This window comes from Actinoplanes awajinensis subsp. mycoplanecinus (assembly GCF_001509495.1).
In the GTDB taxonomy this organism is placed as follows: Bacteria; Actinomycetota; Actinomycetes; order Mycobacteriales; family Micromonosporaceae; genus Actinoplanes; species Actinoplanes palleronii.
On the sequence record NZ_LLZH01000178.1, the window covers coordinates 93,120 to 117,003 of the forward strand.

Here is a 23,884-nt window from a genome sequence, read left to right on the forward strand (position 1 = left end):
ACGATGTACATCCGGGTGGCCGGGCGGAACCCGAGGGGAGCTGGCGCCGATGAAGCGACGGGTGAGCCCCGACGAGCAACTGATGACCGCGCTCTACACGGAGCACTACGCAGTGCTCATCAATTTTGTCTCGCGATACGTCTCCGATCGGCACAAAGCCGAGGACATGGTCCAGGAGACGCTGTTACGGGCGTGGAAGCACATCGACCGGCTCGACCCGGAACCCGGGCGGACCAGGTCGTACCTGCTCACCATCGCGCGCAACGTGGTGACCAACGCGTGGCGGGCGGAACAGCGCCGGCCCAAGTTGGTTTCTGACGAGACAGCGGTCAACTCCGTGCCGTCGGCAGACAATGTAGATCAAATGGTGGAGGGCTGGCTGGTCGCGGAAGCGCTGGAACGGCTCTCCCCGGAGCATCGGGCGGTGATTCAGGCCATGTATTACGAGGGGCAGAGCGTGGCCGACGCGGCGCGGAAACTGTCGGTGCCGGAGGGCACGGTCAAGTCCCGCGCTTACTACGCGGTACGTGCGCTCCGCACCGTCTTCGAGGAGATGGGGATGCTGCGATGAGCGGGCACAGCCCCATCCGCGACATCGGTCGGGCGGGGGTGCGGCATGAGTGACCTCGACGAGCACGACAGCCTGCACCGGCTGCTCGGCGGCTACCTGCTCGGTGGCCTGGACGAGACGGACACCGACCGGCTCGACGCGCACCTGCACGACTGCGCCGACTGCCGGGCCGAGCTGGATCGGCTGGCACCGGTGCCGGAGATGCTGCAACACCTGCCGGATGCCCGGCACACCGGTGGTGGCCTGCCACCGCTCACCGTCGCGCCGACCGCGCGACCCACCTCGCAGAACGTCGAGAACCTGCTCAGCCGGATGCGGGCGGAGAAGACCCGGGAGACCCGGGTGTCGCGGACCCGATGGCTGGTCGCCGCGTCGGTGGCGGTGATCGCGGCCGGCGCGATCGGCTACGGCATCGTCTCCACCAGTCAGGGGACACCGAACCCGCCGACGGCACAGCAGAGCACCCAGCTGATCACCGCGGACTTCCAGGCCGCGGCCGGCAGCGGGATGGGCGGCCAGGCGGTGCTCACCCCGAAGGCCTGGGGTGTGGAGATCGGGCTGAACATGACGAAGATGGAGGGCAAGGCGCCCTTCTTCTGCATGGTCAAACGCAACGACGGCACCATGGAACAGGCCGCGGCCTGGGGCGAGACGGCCGAGCACAACGCGAAGGTGAGCGGCGCCAGCTCGATCAAGGCGACCGACGTGCAATCCATCGTGATCACGGACAGCGGCGGAAAAGTACTGGGCACCGCGACCGTTGCCTGAGCAGAATCGGGGGCATGTCGATCTCCCTTCGGATGCCCCCGAAACTGCGTACCGGTGACCGCGTTGCCGTACTCTCTCCGGCCTTCGCCGCTCCCGCACTGTTCCCGGAGCGGCACGAGCAGGCGCTGCGCCGGGTGCGCGAGGTGCTCGGGCTGGAGCCGGTGGAGTTCCCGACCACTCGGCAACTCGGTGCGTCCGCGGCCGATCGTGCCGCCGACCTGACCGCGGCGTGGGCCGACCCGTCGATCCGCGCGGTGTTCGCCACCATCGGCGGCTACGACCAGATCACCGTGCTGCCGCACCTCGACCCCGCGGTGTTCCGCGCCGACCCGAAGCCGTTCTTCGGGTTCTCGGACAACACCAGCCTGCTCAACTGGCTCTGGTGTCACGGCCTCGCCGGCTTCCACGGCGGGTCGACGATGATGCACGTGGCGCGCGGAGCCGGGATCCAGCCGGTGCACCTGGCCTCGCTGCGCGCCGCGCTCTTCGACGGCGGGGACCTGGCGATCGAGCCGGTCGCCGAGTTCAGCGAGGAGGAGCTGGACTGGGCCGGCGAGGGCTCGCTGACCGACGTGCCGGCACCGGTGCCCAGCCCCGGCTGGACGTGGCACCGGCCGGACCGGGTGGTGACCGGTCCGACCTGGGGCGGTTGCCTGGAGGTCGTGCACTCGCAGCTGGCGGCGGACCGGTGGATCCGGCCGGTCGACGAGTACGCCGGGAGCGTGCTGCTGCTGGAGACGTCCGAGGAGATGCCGGCGGCCGGGAAGGTCTTCCGGATCCTGCGCGACTTCGGGGAGCGCGGGCTGCTGCGCCAGTTCCCGGCGGTGCTGGTCGCCACCGCGAAGGCCACCGTCTTCACCGATCCGCGCCCGGTCGCCGAGCGGCAGCGGTACCGCGACGAGCAGCGGGAGGCGGTGCTGCGGGCGTTCGCCGACTACCACCCCGAGGCGATGATCGTTTTCGGGGTGGACTTCGGGCACACCGATCCGCAGTGGGTGCTTCCCTACGGCGGGCAGGTCACCGTGGACGGGCCGGCTCGGACGGTGACGGCGCACTTCTAGCCGGTGTGCAGGCCGGGTCGCAGAACGAGTGGTTCGGGGTCGGCTTGGTGAGGCGGGCCGGGATGGTCAGATACGCGGTCACCGAGCCGGCCACCATCAGCCCGGCGCAGATCAGCATGGCGTGCTGGTACACCGGGTGGAGCTGGGCGGATTCGGTCAGGGACCCCGAGCCGAGCCCGGCCAGCAGCGGCAGTACCGCGACCGAGAGCAGGCCGGCCGCCCGGGCCACCGCGTTGTTGACGCCGGAGGCGATGCCGGCCCGGGAGTCCTCCAGGGCGCCCAGCGCGGTGGCGGTCAGCGGGGCGACCAGCAGGGCCAGGCCCAGGCCGAAGAGCACGACGGCGGGCAGCACCCGGGTGAGATAGGGCGCGTTCGGGCCGATCGTGGACATCAGCGCCAGGGCTGCGGCGCAGAGCAGTGGGCCGGCGGTCATCGGGATGCGCGGGCCGATCCGCTGGCCGAGCGCGCCGCCCCGGGCCGAGAGCAACAGCATGATCACCGTGATCGGGAGCATGGACAGGCCCGCGGCCAGCACCGGATAGCCCGCCACCACCTGCAGGTTCACCACGACCAGGAAGAACACACCGCCGTTGGCGGCGTAGACCAGGAAGGTCACCAGGTTGGCGCCGGTGAAGGCGCGGTTGCGGAAGATCGACGGCGGGACCATCGGGTACGGCGAGCGGCGTTCGACGATCACGAACGCGGTCAGCCCGAGCACGCCGACGACCAGCGGGATCAGGACCACCGGGTGGCTCGCGCCGTGTGCCGGCCAGGCGGTGAATCCGTAGGTCAGGCCGCCCAGCCCGGCCGCGCCGGTGACCAGCCCGAGCACGTCGAAGCGCCGGGCCGCCGCGGGGTCGCGGGACTCCGGCACGTGCCGTGCGGCGACCCAGAGGACAAGCGCCGCGACCGGCACGTTGATCAGGAAGAGGAACCTCCAGCTGCCGAACTCCAGCAGCCAGCCGCCGAGGAACGGCCCGAGCGCGCCGCCGATGCCGCCCAGCCCGGACCACGCGCCGATCGCCCGGGCCCGGTCGCCGGGCGCGAACGAGGCCTCGAGGATGGCGAGTGCACCCGGGGTGAGCAACGCGCCGCCGATGCCCTGCAGGACCCGTGCCGCGACGAGCATCTCGACGTTCGGGGCCAGGCCGCAGAGCAGGGACGCGACGGCGAACCAGGCGACGCCCGCCATGAACACCCGCTTGCGGCCGAACCGGTCGCCGAGCGAGCCGCCGACCAGGATCAGCGAGGCGAGCGAGAGCGCGTAACCGTTGATCGTCCATTGCAGACCGGCCGCCGAGGCGTCCAGGTCGCGGCCGAGCTCGGGCAGCGCGAGGTTGACCACGGTGGCGTCGATGAAGGCCAGGCTGGACCCGAGCACGGTAGCCAGCAAGACCCAGCGTCCAGCGGCAGTGCCGTACCGAACCGGTTCCATGCGGTGACCCTACGCCGGGGGCGGGCCGGCGCGGGTGTCACGCGATGTGCCGCACGGTGATCTCTTGGCGGCGGGTGACCGGGGTGGGCTGCGGCAGCGAGTGCCGGGCGGCGGCCAGGGCGGCCCGGGACGCGGCGGCCGAGCGGATCGCCCCGGCGGCCGACCGGTGCAGCAGGTCGCCGAGCCGGGTCATCAGCTCGTCCCGGGCGAACGGTTTGGCCAGGTAGTCGTCCGCTCCGGCGTGCAGGGCGGCGGTCATCCGGTCGTGGTGCACGTCCGCGCTGATCACCATGATCGGCAGCGTTTCCAGGGTCGGGTCGCTGCGGATCCGGCGGCACAGGTCGAGACCGGTGTCACCCGGCATCCGGATGTCCAGCAGCGCGGCGTCGATACCGCCTTTGGCCAGCACGTCCAGGGCGCCGGGGGCGTCGGGGGCGGTCACCACGGCGTACCCTCGCCGGCTCAGGGCGATGGCGAGCAGGTCGCGGTGGTCGGCCTCGTCGTCGGCGATCAGGACTGTGAACACGTGGACCTCCAGGACGGCGACAACGTGCCTATCCCTGTTCGGCAACTCGGTAGCACCCCTGAGGGCCTAGTGGGTTGAATCGTCGGATGATCAGAGCAGCGCGGGAAGCGGACATTCCGGAATTGCGGCGGATCGAGGTCGAAGCTGGACGGATGTTCGCGGCGGTGGGGATGGACGCGGTCGCCCGCGATGAACCGTTTCCCGCGGCTGAGCTGCTCGAATACCAGCGGGACGGGCGCGCCTGGGTGGTGGTGGACGCGGCGGACCGGCCGGTGGCGTACGCGATAGCACTGTGGGTCGACGGCCTCGCGCATCTCGAACAGGTCTCCGTGCACCCGGACCACGCCGGCCGAAGGCTCGGCGCGAGTCTCGTCGAGCAGGTCGCCGCGTGGGCCCGGGAGAACGGCTCGCCGACGCTCTCCCTGACCACGTTCACCGAGGTGCCGTGGAACGGTCCGTACTACCGGAAACTCGGCTTCCACCCGGTGTCCGACAGTGATCTGTCACCGGGTCTGCGGGCGATCCGCGCCGAGGAAGCCGCACACGGTCTCGACGAGTGGCCACGCCTGGTCATGCGCCGAGTGCTGTGAGCAAGCCTAAGGTGGTGGAATGCGTTCTGCCGTCTTTCACGAGCCCGGTCCCGCCTCCGACGTCCTGGAATTCGCCGAGCGCGGGCTGCCGCTCGCCGGCGCCGGGGAGGTGCGGGTCCGGATCGTGCTGTCGGCGGTGAACCCGACCGATACCGGCACTCGAGCCGGTCGCGGCGTGCCGGACGGGGTGGGCCCACCCCGGGTGCCGAACCAGGACGGCGCGGGCGTGGTCGACGCGCTCGGTGAGGGCGTCACCGATTTTGAGGCGGGCGACCGGGTCTGGGTGTGGGACGCCGGTTACGGCCGCGCGGACGGCACCGCCCAGGAATACGTGGTGCTCCCCCGCCGCCAGGTGGTCCGGATGTACGACAACGTCCCGTTCGAGGTCGGCGCGGACCTGGGCATCCCGGCGCTGACCGCGCACCGGTGCCTGACCCTGGCCGGCGGCGGCCCGGCCCGGCTGGCGCCCGGCGCGCTGACCGGCCGGACGGTGCTCGTCGCGGGTGGCGCGGGCGCGGTCGGCAACGCCGCGATCCAGCTGGCCAAGTGGGCCGGCGCGACCGTGCTGACCACGGTGAGCAGCAAGGCCAAGGCGGCGCTGGCGGCCGCGGCCGGCGCGGACGCGGTGATCAATTACCGCGAGGAGGACGTGGCCGCCCGGATCCGCGAGCTGAGCCCGACCGGGCCGCACCTGATCGTCGAGGTCAACACCGAGAACATCGGCCTGGACCTGGAGGTGATCGCGCCGGGTGGCCACATCGCGATCTACGTGGGCGGCAAGCTCAGCGTGCCGAGCTTCCCGGCGATGCTGAAGAACGCCACCCTGGCGTTCGTGCTGACCTACACGACCACGCCGGCCGAGAAGGACGACGCGGTGGCCGCGGTCGCCGAGGCGGTGAACGCGGGCGCGTTCCGGGTCGGCGAGGAGCACGGCCTGCCGATCATCCGGTTCCCGTTCGACCAGGTCGCCGAGGCGCACGAGGCGGTCGAGAAGAACGTCGTGGGCAAGGTCGTCATCGACGTGTCGTCGCTGCGCTGAGCAGCGCGCCGGCCACCCGTTCCACTCCGCGGCCGTCCACCGCGGACCAGCCGGCGGCGGCCAGCGCGGTGCGTCGCGCCGGGTCGGTGAGCAGGTCGCGCAGCAGGCCGGCGGCGTTGTCGTCGAAGGCGCCGAGCCGGCCCAGCCCGGCGGCGTACCCGCGGGCGATGGCCCGGTCGTACCCGAGGATCTGGTTGTCGACCACCCAGACCAGCGCGGCGGCCCGGCCCAGGCAGAGCAACTCCCAGGTCGAGGTGCCGCTGGCGCTGACCACCAGGTCGGCGCCGGCCAGCAGCTTGGGCAGGTGGTCGGTGGGCGCGATGATCTCGAACCGCTGTCCGGGGCCGGGTTCGACCGCGAGCAGTTCGGCGCGCAATCCGTCGTCGGCCGCCACGACCGTGGCGTCGAAGGACACGCCGGCGTCCGCGAGCAGCCGCGCGACCTGCGGCGCGGCACGATAGGCGTCGGTTCCACCGAAAAAAGCGACAACCTTGGGGGTACGCAGGGTCTGATGCACCGGCGCCGTCACCGGCCGCAGCTGGCGCACCGCCGAGCGCAGCAGCGCGTAGTCCAGCCCGGTCAGCCGCAGCCCGGCGTCGACCGTCAGCGCGGTGTCCAGGTTCTGGTCCACGTAGATGTCGGCGCTCTGCCCGCGCGTTTCACCGTCCACGATGGCCAGCACCGGGACGCCGGCCGCGCGGACCGCGACGGTGTGCTGCGGCGGCAGCACGTAGGAGTCCACCACCAGCGCGTCAAGGCCCAGCCGGCGCACCGCGGCGACCAGCCCGACCTCGTCGAACGGCGCCGGGTGCCAGGGCAGCCCGCGCTGCTCCAGCTGCGCCTCGGCCCAGGTCACGCCGCCCAGGTCGCTGAGAAAGTGCACGTCGGCGCCGCGCGCGGTGAGCTCCTCGGCCAGCGCGACGCACCGGACGAGATGCCCGACGCCGGTCCGCGCCCCGGCATCACACCGAATCCCGATAACTGTCACGCTGAGCCTGCTGCGGCATGCTCTTCTGGCCCTCGCCTGCGGCGTTTGTCGGCCGGTCGCGGTGGCTGCCGCTCGGTGCAGTCGATCATGCCTGAGACAGCTCCTTCTGGTTCACGTGTGAATTCAACTCCACCAGCTCCGGGTGCTCGGCGAGCCAGTCGGCGATGCCCTCGACGCTGATCGGGATGTCGCCGAAGCGGTCGACGATCGCCTCGATGAGCTTCCAATCGTCCTCGGTGTCCAGGGTCAGCCGCAGGTGCGACCGGTCCGGCAGCACGGTCACCCCGATCAGGTCGAACTCGTCCGGGTTCGAGTAGATGTACGACGTCACGTGCGTCCGGTGGTGCTCGGTGGCCCGCTCGTCGATGGCCCGCAGCGTCGCGGCCCGGACCACCTCGACGTCCAGCCCGCGCGGCAGCGTCCGGGTGATCGACGTGGTCAGGTAGTCCACGCCGGACGCCTCGAAGATCCGCGCCACCCGTCGGACCAGCGCGGGGTCGAGCAGCGGGCAGTCCGCGGTGAACCGCAGCACGGTGTCCGCGTCCCGCCCTTCCAGCACGCCGAGGAACCGGGTCAGCACGTCGTCCACCGGCCCGCGGTAACAGGCCACCCCGATCCGGGCGCACTCCGCCTCGACCGCGTCGTCGGCGGCCTCGGTGGTGGTCGCCACGACCAGGTCGTCGAGGACACCGCTGGCCCGGGCGGCGCGGACCACCCGGTGCAGCACGGAGCGGTCGCCGAGCCGGCGCAGAACCTTGCCGGGGAGCCGGGTGGAGCCCATCCGGGCCTGAATGATGCCGAGGGTGGTCACGGTGCGTCCTCAGTTCCGTTGCGAAGTCGTTTGCGGGCCTTACGTGCCAGGGCCAGGCCGACCTTGGCGGCGCGGTAGCCGAGGCCACCGCTGAACGCGGCGATCTGCATCCGGGCGCGGCCCAGGTCGGCGTCCCGCTTGGCGAGTTCGTGCTCGAAGAACCCGCTGCGGGCCTCGGCGTCGTCGAGTCGCCGGCGCAGCGCCCGGAGCTGTTCCTCGTGTTCGCGCAGGCCGTCCGCCGTGGGTTCGGCCGCGTCCGGACCGGCCGGTTCCGGCACCTCGTCCCGGCCGGCCGCGCCGGCCAGCACCGCGGTCAGCCGGGTCACCTCGGTGACCGCCTGCCACGGGTGGGTGTAACCGCCGGTGGCCAGGATCCGGGCGAACCGGGTCAGCGCGTCCGGGCAGTCCGGTGCGCCCGGGTCGAGCAGCGCGAACCGGTCCCCGTCCACCAGCACGTTGCCGGCCGCGGCCGACGGCAGCGCGACCATCCAGCCGGTGAGCAGCCGGCGCAGTTCCGGAAGTTCGTGCCGCAGCGCCGCGGTGAGCAGCAGCTCCTCCAGCAGCCGGCCGGGTGGCAGCGGCTGGTCGGGCGGTGCGGGCCGGTCGTCCAGGACCCGGACGGTGCGCCGCAGCCAGGCCCCGTCCGGCGTGCTGACCAGCTCGGCCACCGCCCGCTCGCCGGCGTGCAGCACTGCGGGCAGGGTGACCGATCCGGTGCCGGCCGGTGCGCGGTGGGCGACGGCCAGCCAGGCGGGTGCCAGCTCGGCGCCGAGGCCGCGACGCACTGCCGCACCGGCGAGCCGGCGCGGGTCGCTGAGGACCCGATCGCTGGCGTACGCGCCGGCCACCGCACCGGCGGCCAGGGCACCGAGTGCGTCCACCGGTCCGTACCGAAGGGTTTCCGGGGTGACCAGCAGGGTCGGGCGGCCCGGCAGCGGCCAGGCGGCCGCGAGTCCGGCGACCGGCAGGCCTTCGGCGCCCAGCGCGGCGGCCAGCCGGTCCGGTCGTCCCGGCGCGTCGCCGAACTCGCCGAGCGGACGCCAGGCGTCGCCGGTCCGGGCCGCGGTGGGTGTGCCCGGGTCGACCAGCCGGTGCACGCCCAGCTCGTTCTCCACGGTGAGCAGCAGCGTGCCGCCCGGCCGCAGGACACGTTTGAGGGCGCGGACCGCGTCCAGCCAGTCGAGCTGCGGTCCCTCCGGCGAGCAGAGCCGGGTGGTGCCGTCCAGGGCGAGGACCGCGTCGTACCGGTCGGTGTCGGTGATTTTGGGCAGCGTGCCGCAGAGGATCCGGACGCCGGTGACGGCGCGGTGCTCCTGGGCCAGGGCGTCCGGATGTGATCGGAGCAGGCAGGTCACCTCGCGGCCGGGTGCCAGGGCGGCGACCAGCTCCGGGTCGTGCGGGCCGGCCAGCAGGATCCGGCTGCCGGTCGGCACCCGGCTGGCCAGATGCCGCAGCAGCGGGCCGCCGGCCGGGGGGAGTTCCTCGGCGTACTCGGGCATCTCGCCACCGATGAGCTGGATCATGCCGCCTCCCGGGCGGTGCTCGCGGCCCGGTGGGCCGCGGTCCAGCCGAGCAGCGCGCGCAGCTCGGCCGGCGAGGCCAGGTAGCCGTCGCCGAGTTCGGCCATCGCGGTGGCCCGGGCGGTCGCCGGATCCGGCGCGACGCCCTGGAGTTCCGGCCATTCGCGGCGGACCCGTTCGGCGGTCGCCAGGTCCTCCGAGGCCAGCCGCATCGGGTCGCCGTAGACGGCCGGCTCGCAGCCGGCGGCCGCGCCGTACATCACCGCGCTGCTCAGCCGGTTGGAGGCCACCCGGCGGTGACTGCGCAGCTCAGCGAGCTGGTTGTGCAGGAACCGGGGGTCGGTCTGCATCCGCATGTAACCCCGGTAGCCGTGGCAGATCACCCGGCCGGCCTGCTCGTAGAACGCCCGCACCCGGTCGTCCCGGTACTCCTGCCAGTACAGGCAGAAGGTGATCGGGCCGGCCTCGGTGGCGACGATCTCGTCGACCAGCCGCTGGTGGTCACCGGAGACGTGCTGACCCTCCCAGCCGTGGAACGGGTACCAGATGGTGCCGTCCCGCTTCGTGCTCTCGGCCGGGATGGACCGCATCAGGTAGAGGAACGGCGAGCCGATCACTGTCGCCAGTGGACGGCCCATCGACCAGGCGCGCCGCCGGGTCCGCTCGGACCAGACGAAGATCGGCAGGCCGGGCGCGTACGGCGTGCCGCCGCCCAGCCCGTCAGCCACGTTCCAGCCGTGCTGCAGATATCCGTCGATCCGGGGCGGATCCGCCGGGTCGAGCCCGCAGTACTCGGCCAGAACGTGGGCGTGGCCGTAGAAATGGTTCCCGTGGTGCACGGGTCAGCTCCCGAGGATGCCGCGCAGGGTCTCGATGACGCGATCCTGGTCGGCGTCGCTGAGGTCGACGAAGAGCGGAAGGGAGATCTCCTCGGCGTAGAAGGACTCGGCGACCGGGCACATGCCACGGCGGTACCCGAGCTCGGAGAACACCGGATGCCAGTAGACCGGGATGTAGTTGACCTGCACGCCGATCCCGGCCGCCTGCATCCGCTCGAACACCTCGCGGCGCCGGCCGTCCAGGATCCGGACCGGGTAGAGGTGCCGCATCGGGTCGACGTCGTCCGGGGTGACCGGCAGTCTCAGCCCGGGAACGCCGGCGAGCAGCTCGTCGTAACGGGCCGTGAGCTGCTGCCGCCGGGCCTTGAACGCGGCCAGCCGGCGCAGTTGGGCGCTGCCCAGCGCGCAGAGCACGTCCGGCAGGCGGTAGTTCAGCCCGAACTCGTGCACCTCGTAGAACCAGCGGCCCTCGTCCGGCCGGCGCAGCAGCTCCGGCTTCTTCACCATGCCGACGGTGCGGAAGGTGCGGACCCGGTCCAGCAGCTCCGGGCGGATCGAGGCGACCGCGCCGCCCTCGGCGGTGGTCAGGTTCTTGGTCGGGAAGAACGAGAACGTGGTCAGGTCCGCGATCGAACCGACCGGCCGGCCCCGGTAGACCGACCCGATGGCGTGCGCCGCGTCCGCGACCAGCACCGCGCCGGTCATGTCGGCGAGCTTGCGCAGCCGGTCGTAGTCGGCCGGCACGCCGGCGTAGTCCACCGCGGCGATCGCCCTGGTCCGCGCGGTGAGCGCGGCCTCGGCGGCGGCCGGGTCGAGATTCGCGGTGTCCTCGTCGACGTCCGCGAACACCACTGTCGCGCCGAGCATCGCGGCGCCGGACGCGGTGGCCACGAACGTCATCGGCGTGGTGACCACCTCGTCGCCCGGGCCGACCCCGGCCGCGGCGTACGCGGCGTGCAGCGCGGTGGTCCCGTTGGTGACCGTCACGCAGGGCGCGCCGGCCACCCGTTCCAGGTCCGCCTCGAACTCGGCGACCCGGGGGCCGGTGGTCAGCCAGTCGCTGCTCAGCGCGGCGACCACCGCGTCCACGTCGGACTGCTCGATGGACTGACGTCCGTAGGGCAGCATCAGGTCACTTCTCCGAGACGAGATCACGCATCTCGTCGACCGACAGCCACAGGTCGTTGTTGTCGGAGCGGTAGTTGAAGCCGTCGGCGACCTGCTCGCCGCCCTCGGGGGACTCGTAACCCCAGCTGGCCGCGACCGGCTGGACCACGTAGCGGTCCTTGAAGCGCAGCGTGCGGCGGCTGTCGTCGGCGGCGATCATCTCCTCGTGCAGCTTCTCGCCCGGGCGCATGCCGATCTCGTGGGTCGGCGAGCCCGGCGCGACCGCCTCGACCAGGTCGAGGATGCGCATGCTCGGGATCCGCGGCACGTACAGCTCGCCGCCGCGCATCACGTCGAACGAGCTGACCACGAACTCGACGGCCTGGTCCAGGGTGATCCAGAAGCGGGTCATCCGCTTGTCGGTGATCGGCAGGCTCTGGTTCTCGGCCGCCAGCTTGCGGAAGAACGGCACCACCGAGCCGCGGCTGCCCATCACGTTGCCGTAGCGGACCACGGCCAGCCGGGTGGGGTGGGTGGCGGCGTAGTGGTTGCCGGCGATCACGATCTTGTCGGCGGCGAGCTTGGTCGCGCCGTACAGGTTGATCGGGCTGGACGCCTTGTCGGTGGAGAGCGCGACGACCTTCTTGACCTCGGCCTGGATCGCCGCGTCGATCACGTTCTGGGTGCCGTTGATGTTCGTCGCGACGAACTCCGACGGGTTGTACTCGGCGGTGTCGACCTGCTTGAGGGCGGCGGCGTGCACCACGTGGTCGATGCCGTGCATGGCCCGGTCCAGGCGGGCGCGATCCCGGATGTCGCCGAGGAAGAACCGCAGTCGCGGGTCGGCCCCGAACATCTGCCGGACCTCGTACTGCTTCAGCTCGTCCCGGGAGAACACCACGATGCGGGCCGGGTCGAGATGGGTGAGGGCGTACTTGAGGAACGCCTTGCCGAACGATCCGGTGGCACCGGTGACAAGGATCGAGGATCCGCTGATTTCAGACACGTGTTTTCTCCGAGGTACGGGGGCGGTGAGCCGCTACGGGGCGGAAGCATAACCACGTGTCCAGGCAATTCCGCGAGTCGTGCACAACAGCCAATGGCAATTCATTTTCAGTTCAACCGGCATTGGTCGAAGCGACTGCGCGCCTACGGGAAGGTGGACTCCTCCACCCACCACCCCTGGGAGTAACACCGTGACTGAGCTGCACAGACTGCGCGACGCGTTCCGAACCGCGCTGGACCTTCCGGCGGACGCGCCCGTGGATGACCTGCGCTACCAGGACAATGAGAAGTGGGACTCCCTGGCGCACATGTCCCTTGTCGCGACGATCGAAGATGAATTCTCGGTAATGATCGATACGGACGACGTCATCAATATGTCCAGCTTTACCGAGGCCGTGCGAATCCTTGGTAAATACGGAGTGGACGTCAAGTGAGCGTCGCCCTGATCACCGGGGCGTCGCGCGGAATCGGCCGGGCTGCCGCACACCGCCTCGCCGAGCAGGGGTACGACCTGATCCTGCACGGGCACGGCGCTGCCGGAGTCGCCGAGACCGCCGAGTCCCTGGCCGGCAAGTACGGCGTGACCGTCGTCGCCGGCTCCGGTGACATCGCCGACCCGCAGACCAGCAAGGCGCTGGTCCGGCTCGCGTTCGAGAACTTCAAACGGCTGGACGCGCTGGTCGTCAACGCCGGCACGCACGCGGCCGGGATGCTCGGCATGACCGGCGACGACGTGATCGCGCGGCTGTTCGCGGTGAACGCGGCCGGTGCGGCGTACACCCTGCAGAACGCGGTGCGGCTGCTTGCGCGCGGGGAGAACCCGGCCGTGGTGCTGACCGCCTCGGTCACCGGCACGCAGGGCGCCGCCGGTCAGGCCGTCTACGCCGCGTCGAAAGCCGCGGTGGAGGGGCTGACCCGGTCGGCCGCCAAGGAACTCGGCCCGCGCGGGATCCGGGTCAACGCAGTCGCGCCCGGCTTCATCGCCACCGACATGCTGGACAGCCTGGACGAGGCCGGTCGCGCCGCCCGGATCGCGGACACCGCGCTGGGCCGGCTCGGCACCGCCGAGGACGTGGCCGACGTGATCACCTTCTTGCTCTCCACCCAGGCGCGGTTCGTGACCGGCCAGATCGTCGGGGTCGACGGAGGACTGACGCTGTGAACCTGCTCCACCCGGACGCCCGCGTGATCGACGCCGGGACCGGCGAGGAACTCACCGCCGAGCTGATCGACGCGGCCGCGGGCGAGCTGGCCGGTGAACGGCTGCTCTTCCTGCCGATGTCGTCCACTGTCGGATCGGTGGCGCGGTACCTCGCGGCGCTGCGGCTGGACGTACCGGTCGTGCTGCTCGACCCGGACGCCGACCACACCGAGCTGATCGCGCGCTACACCACCGACGAGGTGCACCCGGATCTCGCGCTGCTGCTGACCACCAGCGGGTCGACCGGCAGCCCCAAGCTGGTCCGGTTGTCCCGGGCGGCCGTGCTGGCCAACGCCGAGCAGGTGGCCGAGAGCCTCGGCGTGACCGGCGACGACGTGGCGATCACCACGCTGCCGCTGTTCTATTCGTACGGCATGTCGGTGCTGCACTCGCACCTGCTGCGCGGGGCGACGGTGGTGCTCGAGCGGACCGGGATCATGCAGCGGGACTTCTGGGCGGCGGTGAACGAGCACCGGGTCACCTCGATGGCGTTTGTGCCGTACCAGTTCGAGATGCTGCGGCGACTGCGCTTCGACCCGACGAAATACCCCTCTTTGCGTACGATCACGCAAGCCGGCGGCCGGTTGCGGACCGACCTCGTCGCCGAATTCGCGGCCCGGTTGGACGCCGCAGGCGGCCGGATGTTCGTGATGTACGGACAGACCGAGGCCGCGCCCCGGATGGCCACCCTGCCACCGGAACAGATCACCGCGAAGCTCGGTTCGGTCGGCCTGCCGATGCCCGGCGCCACCTTCACCATCGAGGACGACGAGGTCGTCTACCGCGGCCCGAACGTGATGATGGGTTACGCCGAGACCGCCGCTGACCTGGTCAAGGGCGACGATCAGGGCGGCGTGCTGCGCACCGGTGACCTGGGCCGGCTCGACGAGGACGGGTTCCTGTTCCTCACCGGGCGGCTCAAGCGGATGGGCAAGGTGTTCGGCGTCCGGATCAACCTGGACGACGTGGAGCGCGAGTTCCCGGTGACCGCGGTGGCCGGCGACGACAAGCTGCACGTCTTCGCCGAGGGGATCGGTGCGGACGAGGCCCGCGCACTGCGTACGAAGATCGCCGAGTGGCTGGGCAGTCACTTCACCGGGATCGACGTGCGCGTCATCGAGGCGCTGCCGCTGCTGCCCAACGGCAAGACCGACTATCGCGCCCTGGAGGCGTCGCTGTGAGTGTCTTCACCCTCGCTCAGAAGGACAAGGAAGCCGCGCTGGTGCCGCAGCTCGCCGCTCTGACCGAGTTCCATCGCGCGCACTGCGAGCCCTACGACCGGATCCTCAGCGCTTCCGGCTTCACCGCCGCTTCGGAGATCTCCGACTTGCCGTGGTTGCCGGTCCGGCTCTTCAAGACGCTGGAGCTCAAGAGCATCCCGGACGACGAGGTCTTCAAGATCCTGACGTCCAGCGGCACCACCGGCGACGTCAGCAAGATCTACCTGGACAAGGCGGCCGCGGCCGAACAGCAGCGCCGTCTGGCCGCCACCGTGCAGACCGTGCTCGGCCCGAAACGGCTGCCGATGCTGCTCGTCGACACGAAGGCGATGCTCAAGGACCGCCGCTCGTTCAGCGCCCGGGGCGCCGGCGTGCTCGGCATGTCGACGTTCGGCCGCGATCACGTCTGGGCGCTCGACCTGGACGGTCAGGTCGACCTGCAGGCGATCCGGGACTTCCTGACCAAGCACGGCGACGCGCCGTTCCTGATCTTCGGGTTCACCTTCCTGGTCTGGCTGCACCTCTACGAGGTGGCCCGGGACCACGGACTCGACCTGAGCAACGGCATCCTGATCCACTCCGGTGGCTGGAAGAAGCTCGTCGACCAGGCGGTCTCCCCGGACGAGTTCCGCAAGCGGCTGGCCGGGGTCGGGCTGACCCGGATCCACAACTACTACGGCATGGTCGAGCAGATCGGCACGATCTTCCTGGAGGGCCCGGATGGCGGCGCGCTGTACTGCCCGGACTTCGCGGACGTGGTGGTCCGTGACCCGGAGACGTGGGCGGAGCTCCCGCCCGGGAAACCGGGTCTCCTCGAGGTGGTGAGCACGCTGCCCACCTCGTACCCGGGGCACGTGCTGCTCACCGAGGATCTCGGCGTGGTGCACGGCATCGACGACGGCGCGTGGCCGGGCAAGCGTTTCTCGGTGCTGGGGCGGCTGCCCCGGGCCGAGGCGCGCGGCTGCTCGGACACCTATAAAGAGGCTGCGGCATGACCGCCTGCACCGAGCGGCACAACCCGGCGCCGAACAGCGGCCTCGCAGGCGAGGGCCAGAAGGGCATGCCCCAGTGAACTCAGTGACCATGCAGTTCCGGTTCGGGGTCGAGGGTGACCTGACCGCGCCGTCCGAGGATCGGCTGGCCGTCGGCGACGAGCGGGTCCTCGACTTCCTCGCGAAGCTGGCCCGCAAGCTGCTCACCCCGGCGCTCGCCCGGCGGCACCCGGAGCTGGGCTCGCTCGGCTTCTTCCTGCGCCCGGCCGAGCTGCGCCGGGCGGTGGCGAAGATGGAACGCGACGACGCGCTGGTCTTCCCGCGCGGCAACGTCTTCCACCTGCCACCGGCCAACGTGGACACCATCTTCGTCTACTCCTGGGCGCTCTCCGCGCTGGCCGGCAACCACAACGTGGTCCGGATCTCCAGCCGGGCGGCCGGCGCGGCCGAGGCGATCTTCGAGGCGCTGAACGAGGTGGACGCCGACCCGGTGATCGCCCGTACCCAGCGGATGGTCACCTACGGCCGGGACGACGCGATCACCGGCGCGCTCAGCCGCTGGTGCGACCTGCGGGTGATCTGGGGTGGCGACGCCGCGGTCGACGCGATCCGCAAGCACCCGCTGCGGCCGTCCGGCCGGGACCTGACCTTCCCGGACCGGACGTCCTGGGCGGTGCTCTCGATGCCCGGCTGGCGGGCCGCCGACCCGGCCGCTCGCAAGGCCGCCGTGGTCGGGTTCGCCAACGACGCGTACTGGTTCGACCAGGCCGCCTGCTCCTCGCCGCGGACCGTGTTCCTGATCGGTGACGGCGACCCCGCGGACGTCCGGACGGAGTTCCTCGACCTGCTGCTGACCGTCGTCGACCAGCGCGGCTGGACGGTGGACGCGGCGATGGCGGTGGAGAAGCGGGTCAACGCGTACGGGCTGGCGGCGACCGGCGCGGCGACCGCCGTGGAGTTCCCGGACAACCGGATCACCGCGCTCACCCTGACCGGAAGCGATCAGGTGCCACGGCGGTGGATCGGCGCCGGCGCCTTCCCGTTCGCCCAGGTCGGCTCGCTGACCGAGCTGGTGCCGGCGATGACCCGGCAGGACCAGACGGTGAGCCACTTCGGGTTCACCCCGGCCGAGCTGCGCGCGTTCGCGATCGCGCTGGGCGGCCGCGGGGTGGACCGGATCGTGCCGTTCGGCTCGGCGCTGACCTTCGGCGCCGTCTGGGACGGGTACGACCTGCCCGCCGAGTTCACCCGCCTGACCACTGTGACGACCTGACCAAGGGACATGACGACTACAACGGGGGAAAAGCAGGAAGTCGAGGTCGCGGCGCCGCCGGTGCGCCGCGACCTTCGTGTGCCGTGGTCACTGCTGCCGTGGGTGTTCCCGGTGCTGGCCGCGCTCTACGCGCTGCACGCCAGCGGCACGCCGGACCGGGAGATCGTGCTTTACGGCGCGTACTTCCTGCTGGTCGTGGTGCTGCCGGGGACGCTGGTGTTCCGGGCGCTGTTCGGCAGCCGCGGCAACTGGCCGGAGGATCTCGGACTGGGCGCGGCCACCGGGCTGGTGGTGACGCTGGCCGGCTGGGCGCTGGGCGCCGCGCTGAACCTGCAGGACTACCTGATCGCCTGGCCGCTGCTGGTCGTGCTGCCGTTCGCGGTGGTGCCCCGGCTGTGGCGGCACTGGCGGTGCGGGCCGGGGGAGCGGCTGCCGCTGCGCTGGTCGTGGGCGATGGCGGCGGTGCTGGTGGGTGTCGCCGGATGGGCCGCGACGGCCTTCCAGACCCCGCTGCCGCCGGTCACCCTGGAGTACTACCCGGACCTGTACTACCACCTGGCACTGGTGCACGAGATGATGCGCTCGATGCCGTTCCAGGTGCCCCAGCTGGCCGGGGACCCGCTGCGCTACCACTACCTCTCGGACGCCGACATCGCCACCGCGAGCATGGTCACCGGCATCGCGCCGACCACGGTGCTGCTGCGGCTCTGGCTGATTCCGATCGTCTCGGTCGCGGTCTTCGTGTTCGCCGTGCTGGCCCGGAACCTGACCGGCCGCTGGTGGGCCGGACCGCTGGCCGCCGCGGGCGCGTTCCTCGGCCAGGCGATGTCGCTGGGCTCGGCGGTGCCGACCTTCTTCGCCACCGCGCCGGTCACCGTGAACAGCCCCTCGCAGACCTTCGCGATGCCGCTCATCGGCCTGTTCGCGGTGCTCGCGACGGACCGGCTGCGCGGGCGAGGGCTCGGCTGGGGCTGGGCGTTCCTGCCGCTGCTCGCGGTGGCCTGCGCGGGCGCCAAGTCCAGCGTGCTGCCGCCGCTCGCGGCCGGGCTGGCGCTCAGCGGGTTCGTCACCCTCTGCCGCCGGAAACTGCCCTGGGCGGCGGCCGGTCTGCTGGCCGCGGCCGGGTTCGGGATGGCGGTCGGGCTCAAACTCTTCGCCGGCGGTGGTGCCGGAGTGCTGGAACCGCAGGCGCTCAGCGTGCTGGGCTGGCTCGAGCCGTACCGGGACACGCTCGGGGTGGCCGACGGGGTGGTCCGCAACGGGTGGGTGCCGCTCGGGGTGGGGAACGCCGACGTGGCCGGCCGGTGGTTCGTCGCGTGGGTGGTGCTCTGGGCGTTGCTGCTCCAGGCTCCGCGGCTGTTCGGGCTGGTCCGGCCGCGCGGTGCGACCCGTACCGACCCGGCGTTCCCGCTGATCGCGGGGATCGTGCTGGCCGGCACGGGTGCGGCGTGGGTGATGTGGCACCCGTCGGCGAGCAACCTCTACTTCTTCGCGGCGGCCCAGCCGTTCGGGGCCGCGCTGATCGTCTGGGCGCTGGCCGACCGGGTACGCGGCTGGCGGGTGCCGGTGGCCGGGCTGGTCGCCGGTGCGCTCTGCGAGCTGCTGCTGCCGTCGGTGAGCGCGCCGGTGCGGGAAACGGTCGGTAACTGGGCTTGGACGCTGGGCGTACCGATGATGCGTGCCGCAGCGGTGACCGCCACAGCGATCTTGCTGGTCGTCCTGATCTGGCGCCGGCGCGGTGCGCGAGCCGTGCCGGCCGCCCTGCTCGCGGCGATGATCGGCGCCTCGTTGGCCGGCGGCATCGGCTGGACCGTCGAGACCGTCGCCGACCCGCCGGTCAAGCCGCCGAACCCGCGGGTGGTGGTGCGCGCGGCCGAGATGTCCGCGGCGTTCTGGCTGGACGAGCACGCCGGCCGGGACGACGTGGTGGCGACGAACGTGCACTGCATGCCGATGCGGGTCAGGGTCTGCAACGCCCGCGCGTTCTGGGTGGCCGGGCTGGGCGGGCGGCGCACCCTCGTGGAGAGCTGGGCGTACAGCGACAAGACGGTGGCGGACAACGGGAAGAACGGGCTCAAGTACTTCTACCAACCGGCACCGGAACCCGGCGTCTACCAGCTCAACCAGCGGGTCTTCACGCAAGCCGACCCGGCCGACCTGAGCCGGCTGCGCGACGAATACGGGGTGCGCTGGCTCTTCGCCGACACCCGGGCCGGTGTGGTCTCCCCGGCGCTGCCGGCCGTCGCGGACTTGCGCTATTCCCAGGGCCCGGTGACCGTGTACGAGTTGAGGTAGGGCTAGCCCTACCGTCGAGATGGTGGCCCGCAGGGTCGAACGGAGGGGCTCCGGTGTCTAGCGTCGAAGACATGACAACGACGTACGCCGGAGTCCCGGCCACCAGCACCCCCGCCCCGGCCCGGCGCCTGCTGCGTCAGCTCGGCATCGACACCCAGTATGTGCTGCTCGGCTTCCCGCTCGGGCTGATCACGCTGGTCCTCTGCGTCACCGGGTTCGCGACCGGCGTCGGCACCGCGATCGTCTGGATCGGCCTTCCGCTGCTGGCCGGCTCGCTGGCCATGTCCCGCGGCTTCGCCCACGTGGAGCGGGTGCGGATCGGCCCGGTGCTGCGCCGGAAGATCCCACATCCGCATTACCGCTCGGCCCGCTCCACCAGCTGGGTCGGCAAGATGTTCGCACCGCTCGCCGACGGACAGTCCTGGCTCGACCTGGTGCACGGCGTCTTCCGCTTCATCCCGAGCACGATCTCGTTCAGCTTCGTCCTGGTCTGGTGGGCGGTGGCCGTGGCCGGCCTCACCACCCCGTTCTACGACTGGGCGATCCCGCACCCGCCGGAAAACGTGGAGCTCCCCGAGCTGCTCGGCCTCGGTGATGCCACGATCACCCGGCTGGTGCTGAACGTGGCCATCGGCCTGTTCTTCGCGATCACCCTGTTCCCGGTGGTCCGTGGCGCCGCGTTGCTCGAGGCGCAGTTCGCCCGGGGCCTGCTCAGCGGCGTCGACGAGCTGCGCCAGCAGGTCGCCACCGCGAACGCCGCCCGCGACGTCGCCCAGGAGCAGAAGGCGGCCGCCGTCTCGGCCGAGGCGACCGCGCTGCGCAAACTGGAACGCGACATCCACGACGGCCCGCAGCAGCGGCTGGTCCGCCTCGCCATGGACCTGGGCCGGGCCGAGCAGCAGTTCAGCACCGACCCGGAAGCGGCCCGGGCCACCGTCGCCGAGGCGATCAGCCAGACCCGGGAAACCCTCGACGAGCTGCGCGCCCTGTCCCGCGGCATCGCCCCGCCGATCCTGGTCGACCGCGGGCTGCAGGCGGCGCTGACCGCACTGGCCGGCCGCTGCACCGTCCCGGTCGACCTGGACACCCCGGTGATCGGCCGGCTGGACGCGGCCGTCGAGTCCACGGCATATTTCGTGGTCGCCGAGGCCCTGACCAACGTGGCCAAGCACAGCAACGCCAGTGAGGTGCAGGTCAGCGTGGAGCGCAACGCCGTCGGCCTGCTGGTCACCGTGTCCGACGACGGGGTGGGCGGCGCGAGCCTGGCCAAGGGCCACGGGCTGGCCGGGCTGGACGACCGGGTCCGGGCCGCGGGCGGCGTCCTGGCCGTGGACAGCCCGGAGGGCCAGGGCACCCGGCTCACGGCAGCCCTCCCGCTCTAGATCACCGCCACTCCCGGCCACCCCAGCGCTCCGGCGCAGGGTGGCCGTCAGCCCGAGCCCTTTCCAGTACGCCCGTGAGCACCAGCCCCGGCCCGGCCCCGCTGCCAGCCCGCCCGGCTGGTGCTCACGGTCGTCTCAGCACTCCCGAGACAGCCGCCAGCCCCAGCCCACTCAGCGCAGCTGGTCGCGAGGGGTGTCTCGGGAGCCCGGAGCCACCCCTGAGCGCCAGCCCACTCGGCTCGACTGGTTGTGGGGGGTGTCTCGGGGGCGCGGAGGCACCCCTGAGTGCCAGCCCGCTTGGCTTGGCTGGTTGTGGGGGGTGTCTCGGGGGCGCGGAGGCACCCCTCGCGGCCAGCCGGGGGCCTCGGGCTGGTCTTGGCGGCCGTTGACGCTGGGTGGGGGGACCAGCCAGAACGCAGTGCGCGCGGCGAACGCCCGAAATGTGCAACCTCGCGTGGACCCCCCGCGCCCCACGGACCCGCACTCGACCACCCATCAGGATCAGCCATCCACCTGGTAGGACGGTCGTGATCAGCCGTAGCAACGACCGGCGCAGCGAACGGCAACCGTCACCTGCGCCGCCTGGCGACCAACCCCGGCCCTCAGGAACCGTCACGTGGCGGGCTGCGCAGGTCCCGACCCCAGCTGGCATTCACGGTCGTCTCAGCACTCCCGAGACAGCCGCCAGCGCCAGCCTGGGCCGCTCGGCTGGTGGTCACGGTGGCCTCGGTGCTTTTGAGGCAGCCGCCAGCGCCAGCTCAGGGTCTTCGACTGGGGCTGACGGCGTGAGCCGGGGACCGGGGGCTGCGGAGTGGGTGGCTGGGGCACGCGGGGGGATGACGTGGGTGCGGGGTGGGGGGAGTTGGGCGGGTGCTCTGGTCGTACCGGAAAAGGCGCGGTCTTGGGGGGAGCGGCCGTGAGTGGAAAGCGGCCTGAAATCCGATGTTGCAGTTTGCGGGCGGGCCGTAGCCTCGCCAACCATGAGGAAGATCATCAATAGCTTGCCCGCGGTTCTCGCCGCGGGTACGGCGGTACTCGTCGGGATCGCCGGGAGCGCGGTGCCCGCGGCCGCTGCCACCGGCACGCCCGGTTCGGCCGGACTCGGTGACCGGCTGTATCCGTTGCTCGGCAACGGTGGGTACGACGTGCGCAACTACTACCTGAGCCTGAAGTACCCGGCGAAGCAGCCGACCCAGACGGTCACCGGCAACGTGACGATCACGGCGACCGCGACCAAGGACCTGTCCCGGTTCGACCTCGACTTCGGTGGCAAGAGCGTCGGGGCGGTGTCGGTGAACGGCAAGGCCGCGGCGTTCCGGCGGTCCGGCGACGAGCTGGTGATCACGCCGGCGACCTACCTGCGCAAGGGCAAGACGTTCAAGGTCGTGGTCAGTGGTTTCACCGCCGCGCCGACCTCGGCCAGCGCCGGCGAGCCGGAAGGTTTTGTGGCGACCCCGGACGGCACGGTGCTCGCCGGGCAGCCCGACACCTCGCACGAGCTGTTCCCGAGCAACGATCACCCGCGGGACAAGGCGACCTACACGATCCGGCTGACCGCCCCGGCGGGCTGGATCGGGGTGGCGAACGGCAAGCGCCTCAGCCGGACCACGTCCGGCGGCTACGTCTCGACGGTCTACCGCGAGTCGAAGCCGATGGCCAGCGAGCTGGTCCAGGTCGCGGTCGGTGACTTCGTCGTGCAGAACCGCAAGGCGGTCGGCGGCGTGGCGGTGCGTGACGTGGTCCCGCGCCGGCTGGCGAAGAACCTGCTGGCCAAGGCGCAGGTGGAACGCTCGCAGATCGCCTGGATGACGAAGAAGGTCGGCGCGTACCCGTTCGAGAACTACGGGACCCTGGTCATCGACGCCGATCTCGGCTTCGCGCTGGAGACGCAAACCCTTTCCTTGTACGACACCAGCCTGTTCGCGTACCCCGCCTACATCCGCAACCCGATCATGGCGCACGAGCTGGCGCACCAGTGGTTCGGCGACAGCGTGGCACCCACGGCGTGGAGTGACGTGTGGCAGAACGAGGGCCACGCGACCTGGTACGAGCTGCTCTACGCGGCCGACACCAAGACGTTCAAGAAGTACACCGGTTTCAGCAGCCGGGAGGCGTACTTCAAGGCGGTCTACAAGCTGGGTAACCAGTGGCGTGCCCAGTACGGCCCGGTGGCCAAGCCGAAGAGCTCGAAGTCGGTGTGGGACGTCTTCAACCCGAACGTGTACGACGGTGGCGCCCTGGCCCTCTACGCGCTGCAGCAGAAGATCGGCGTCAAGAAGTTCGAGAAGGTGGAGCGCGCCTGGGTGCGCCAGTACCGCGGCAAGTCCGCCTCGACCAAGGACTTCATCGCGCTCGCGTCGAAGGTCTCCGGCCAGAACCTGCGCCCGTTCCTGAACCGCTGGCTGTACGGCAAGACCGTCCCGGCCATGCCCGGTCACAAGGACTGGAAGACCGCCTCGTCGTCGGCGGCCTCGGTCGCGTCCGCCCCGGGTGAATACCTGGTGAGCAGCCGCCCGCACCACTGAGCGCGCGGGATCTCTGACAGCATGGCGTCATGCGTGTGGTTATTGCCGACGACGCCGTGCTGTTGCGCGAGGGTCTGATCCGGCTCGTCGAAGAGAACGGTCACACGGTGGTGGCCGCTGTCGGCGACGGGCCGTCCCTCGTCCAGGCGGTCAAGGACCACCGCCCGGACGTCTCCATCGTGGACGTCCGGATGCCGCCGTCGCACACCGACGAGGGGCTGCGGGCCGCTGTCGAGGCGCGGGCCGCGGTCCCCGGCACCCCGATCCTGGTGCTGTCCCAGTACGTCGAGGTGTCGTACGCCGACGATCTGCTGGCCGACCGTCGCGGTGCGGTCGGGTACCTGCTCAAGGACCGGGTGGCGCTGGTCGCCGACTTCCTCGACGGGCTGCGCCGGGTGGCCGAGGGCGGCACCGTGCTCGACCCCGAGGTGGTCGGCCAGCTGCTGGTCCGGCGCCGCCGGGACGACCCGCTGCGCAGCCTGACCCCGCGCGAGCGGGAGGTGCTGGGCTTCATGGCCGAGGGCATGTCGAACACCGCGGTGGCCCGCAAGATGGTGGTCACCGAGGGTGCGGTGGAGAAGCACGTCCGGAACATCTTCACGAAGCTGAACCTGCACCAGGACGAGGAGCAGCACCGCCGGGTGCTGGCGGTGCTGACCTACCTGCAGACGTAGGGCTAGCCCTACCACGGTTCGGGGGTCCGCCGGATCGAGAACGATCAGCCGGATCCCTAGCG

22 protein-coding genes are annotated in these 23,884 nt (G+C 71.5%); 14 read left to right on the plus strand and 8 right to left on the minus strand.

Going from position 1 to position 23,884, the window contains the following annotated elements; genetic code table 11:
- Window positions 1–49 precede the first annotated feature (49 nt).
- The 3 genes from ADL15_RS20310 to ADL15_RS20320 are packed head-to-tail and all read left to right on the plus strand — an operon-like array spanning window position 50 to window position 2,400.
- Window positions 50–571 (plus strand): sigma-70 family RNA polymerase sigma factor, encoded by a 522-nt coding sequence (locus tag ADL15_RS20310; protein ID WP_067693297.1) that lies wholly within the window; start codon window positions 50–52, stop codon window positions 569–571.
- Window positions 572–616: 45 nt separating this feature from the next.
- Complete coding sequence (locus ADL15_RS20315; RefSeq protein ID WP_067693300.1) at window positions 617–1,339, plus strand: zf-HC2 domain-containing protein; 723 nt, start codon at window positions 617–619, stop codon at window positions 1,337–1,339.
- A gap of 14 nt (window positions 1,340–1,353) precedes the next feature.
- Window positions 1,354–2,400, plus strand: a complete 1,047-nt coding sequence (locus ADL15_RS20320; protein ID WP_067693302.1) for a S66 peptidase family protein — start codon at window positions 1,354–1,356, stop codon at window positions 2,398–2,400.
- On the opposite strand, the gene ADL15_RS20325 is transcribed toward ADL15_RS20320, so the two are convergent.
- Both ADL15_RS20325 and ADL15_RS20330 read right to left on the minus strand, forming a co-directional pair.
- Window positions 2,357–3,835 carry a DHA2 family efflux MFS transporter permease subunit gene (locus ADL15_RS20325; RefSeq protein ID WP_067693305.1) on the minus strand — a complete coding sequence of 493 codons (1,479 nt, stop codon included), beginning with the start codon at window positions 3,833–3,835 and terminating at the stop codon, window positions 2,357–2,359. The two genes, ADL15_RS20320 and ADL15_RS20325, sit on opposite strands and share 44 nt — an antisense overlap.
- 37 nt (window positions 3,836–3,872) lie before the next feature.
- Window positions 3,873–4,361 carry a response regulator transcription factor gene (locus ADL15_RS20330; RefSeq protein WP_067693309.1) on the minus strand — a complete coding sequence of 163 codons (489 nt, stop codon included), beginning with the start codon at window positions 4,359–4,361 and terminating at the stop codon, window positions 3,873–3,875.
- Between the two features lie 86 nt (window positions 4,362–4,447).
- Between ADL15_RS20330 and ADL15_RS20335 the strand changes: the two genes are divergently transcribed.
- Together ADL15_RS20335 and ADL15_RS20340 are read left to right on the plus strand one after the other, a co-directional pair.
- Entirely contained in the window at window positions 4,448–4,951 is a 504-nt protein-coding gene (locus tag ADL15_RS20335) for a GNAT family N-acetyltransferase (protein ID WP_067693312.1), read from the plus strand.
- Window positions 4,952–4,970: 19 nt separating this feature from the next.
- The gene (locus ADL15_RS20340; protein ID WP_067693314.1) at window positions 4,971–5,990 is read left to right on the plus strand and encodes an NADPH:quinone reductase; all 1,020 of its coding nucleotides are present in this window, start codon (window positions 4,971–4,973) and stop codon (window positions 5,988–5,990) included.
- Here ADL15_RS20340 and ADL15_RS20345 read toward each other — a convergent pair.
- The 6 genes from ADL15_RS20345 to pseB all read right to left on the minus strand — a co-directional run bounded on the left by ADL15_RS20345 (window position 5,965) and on the right by pseB (window position 12,261).
- Entirely contained in the window at window positions 5,965–6,978 is a 1,014-nt protein-coding gene (locus ADL15_RS20345) for a PseG/SpsG family protein (protein WP_067693317.1), read from the minus strand. The genes ADL15_RS20340 and ADL15_RS20345 overlap by 26 nt on opposite strands.
- Before the next feature lie 85 nt (window positions 6,979–7,063).
- Entirely contained in the window at window positions 7,064–7,789 is a 726-nt protein-coding gene (locus ADL15_RS20350) for a cytidylyltransferase domain-containing protein (RefSeq protein WP_083971487.1), read from the minus strand.
- Window positions 7,786–9,312, minus strand: a complete 1,527-nt coding sequence (locus tag ADL15_RS20355) for a hypothetical protein (protein ID WP_067693320.1) — start codon at window positions 9,310–9,312, stop codon at window positions 7,786–7,788. Before ADL15_RS20355 ends, ADL15_RS20350 begins: the two co-directional genes overlap by 4 nt.
- A complete protein-coding gene (locus ADL15_RS20360) occupies window positions 9,309–10,148 on the minus strand; it encodes a hypothetical protein (protein ID WP_067693323.1) in 840 nt (279 codons plus the stop codon). The genes ADL15_RS20355 and ADL15_RS20360 overlap by 4 nt, the downstream gene beginning before the upstream one ends.
- A 3-nt stretch (window positions 10,149–10,151) precedes the next feature.
- Entirely contained in the window at window positions 10,152–11,276 is a 1,125-nt protein-coding gene (locus tag ADL15_RS20365) for a DegT/DnrJ/EryC1/StrS family aminotransferase (RefSeq protein WP_067693327.1), read from the minus strand.
- A gap of 4 nt (window positions 11,277–11,280) precedes the next feature.
- Entirely contained in the window at window positions 11,281–12,261 is a 981-nt protein-coding gene (gene pseB / locus ADL15_RS20370; protein WP_067693330.1) for a UDP-N-acetylglucosamine 4,6-dehydratase (inverting), read from the minus strand.
- 190 nt (window positions 12,262–12,451) lie between these two features.
- On the opposite strand from pseB, the gene ADL15_RS20375 reads away from it, so the two are divergent.
- The 9 genes from ADL15_RS20375 to ADL15_RS20415 all read left to right on the plus strand — a co-directional run bounded on the left by ADL15_RS20375 (window position 12,452) and on the right by ADL15_RS20415 (window position 23,822).
- The gene (locus ADL15_RS20375; RefSeq protein WP_067693333.1) at window positions 12,452–12,694 is read left to right on the plus strand and encodes an acyl carrier protein; all 243 of its coding nucleotides are present in this window, start codon (window positions 12,452–12,454) and stop codon (window positions 12,692–12,694) included.
- Window positions 12,691–13,422, plus strand: coding sequence for an SDR family NAD(P)-dependent oxidoreductase (locus ADL15_RS20380; RefSeq protein ID WP_067693336.1), 732 nt, complete (start codon window positions 12,691–12,693; stop codon window positions 13,420–13,422). The genes ADL15_RS20375 and ADL15_RS20380 overlap by 4 nt, the downstream gene beginning before the upstream one ends.
- A complete protein-coding gene (locus tag ADL15_RS20385; protein ID WP_067693339.1) occupies window positions 13,419–14,642 on the plus strand; it encodes an AMP-binding protein in 1,224 nt (407 codons plus the stop codon). Before ADL15_RS20380 ends, ADL15_RS20385 begins: the two co-directional genes overlap by 4 nt.
- Window positions 14,639–15,676 (plus strand): LuxE/PaaK family acyltransferase, encoded by a 1,038-nt coding sequence (locus ADL15_RS20390; protein WP_067693342.1) that lies wholly within the window; start codon window positions 14,639–14,641, stop codon window positions 15,674–15,676. Before ADL15_RS20385 ends, ADL15_RS20390 begins: the two co-directional genes overlap by 4 nt.
- A gap of 82 nt (window positions 15,677–15,758) precedes the next feature.
- Window positions 15,759–16,946, plus strand: coding sequence for an acyl-CoA reductase (locus ADL15_RS20395; RefSeq protein ID WP_067693345.1), 1,188 nt, complete (start codon window positions 15,759–15,761; stop codon window positions 16,944–16,946).
- 9 nt (window positions 16,947–16,955) lie between these two features.
- Window positions 16,956–19,241: a hypothetical protein gene (locus ADL15_RS20400; protein WP_157441476.1), complete on the plus strand. Its 2,286-nt coding sequence runs from the start codon at window positions 16,956–16,958 to the stop codon at window positions 19,239–19,241.
- A gap of 71 nt (window positions 19,242–19,312) precedes the next feature.
- Complete coding sequence (locus ADL15_RS20405; protein ID WP_067693359.1) at window positions 19,313–20,623, plus strand: sensor histidine kinase; 1,311 nt, start codon at window positions 19,313–19,315, stop codon at window positions 20,621–20,623.
- Window positions 20,624–21,624: 1,001 nt separating this feature from the next.
- Window positions 21,625–23,148: a M1 family metallopeptidase gene (locus tag ADL15_RS20410; protein WP_232344235.1), complete on the plus strand. Its 1,524-nt coding sequence runs from the start codon at window positions 21,625–21,627 to the stop codon at window positions 23,146–23,148.
- A 29-nt stretch (window positions 23,149–23,177) separates the two neighbouring features.
- Window positions 23,178–23,822 carry a response regulator gene (locus ADL15_RS20415; RefSeq protein ID WP_067693365.1) on the plus strand — a complete coding sequence of 215 codons (645 nt, stop codon included), beginning with the start codon at window positions 23,178–23,180 and terminating at the stop codon, window positions 23,820–23,822.
- Window positions 23,823–23,884 lie beyond the last annotated feature (62 nt).

Excerpts from the sequence above, each read along its gene's own strand:
- ADL15_RS20400 (WP_157441476.1), top strand. The coding sequence starts at position 16,956 with ATGACGACTACAACGGGGGAAAAGCAGGAAGTCGAGGTCGCGGCGCCG.
- ADL15_RS20340 (WP_067693314.1), top strand. The coding sequence starts at position 4,971 with ATGCGTTCTGCCGTCTTTCACGAGCCCGGTCCCGCCTCCGACGTCCTG.
- ADL15_RS20405 (WP_067693359.1), top strand. The coding sequence starts at position 19,313 with ATGACAACGACGTACGCCGGAGTCCCGGCCACCAGCACCCCCGCCCCG.
- ADL15_RS20310 (WP_067693297.1), top strand. The coding sequence starts at position 50 with ATGAAGCGACGGGTGAGCCCCGACGAGCAACTGATGACCGCGCTCTAC.
- ADL15_RS20315 (WP_067693300.1), top strand. The coding sequence starts at position 617 with ATGAGTGACCTCGACGAGCACGACAGCCTGCACCGGCTGCTCGGCGGC.
- ADL15_RS20325 (WP_067693305.1), bottom strand. The coding sequence starts at position 3,835 with ATGGAACCGGTTCGGTACGGCACTGCCGCTGGACGCTGGGTCTTGCTG.
- ADL15_RS20365 (WP_067693327.1), bottom strand. The coding sequence starts at position 11,276 with ATGCTGCCCTACGGACGTCAGTCCATCGAGCAGTCCGACGTGGACGCG.
- ADL15_RS20335 (WP_067693312.1), top strand. The coding sequence starts at position 4,448 with ATGATCAGAGCAGCGCGGGAAGCGGACATTCCGGAATTGCGGCGGATC.
- ADL15_RS20355 (WP_067693320.1), bottom strand. The coding sequence starts at position 9,312 with ATGATCCAGCTCATCGGTGGCGAGATGCCCGAGTACGCCGAGGAACTC.
- ADL15_RS20415 (WP_067693365.1), top strand. The coding sequence starts at position 23,178 with ATGCGTGTGGTTATTGCCGACGACGCCGTGCTGTTGCGCGAGGGTCTG.
- ADL15_RS20320 (WP_067693302.1), top strand. The coding sequence starts at position 1,354 with ATGTCGATCTCCCTTCGGATGCCCCCGAAACTGCGTACCGGTGACCGC.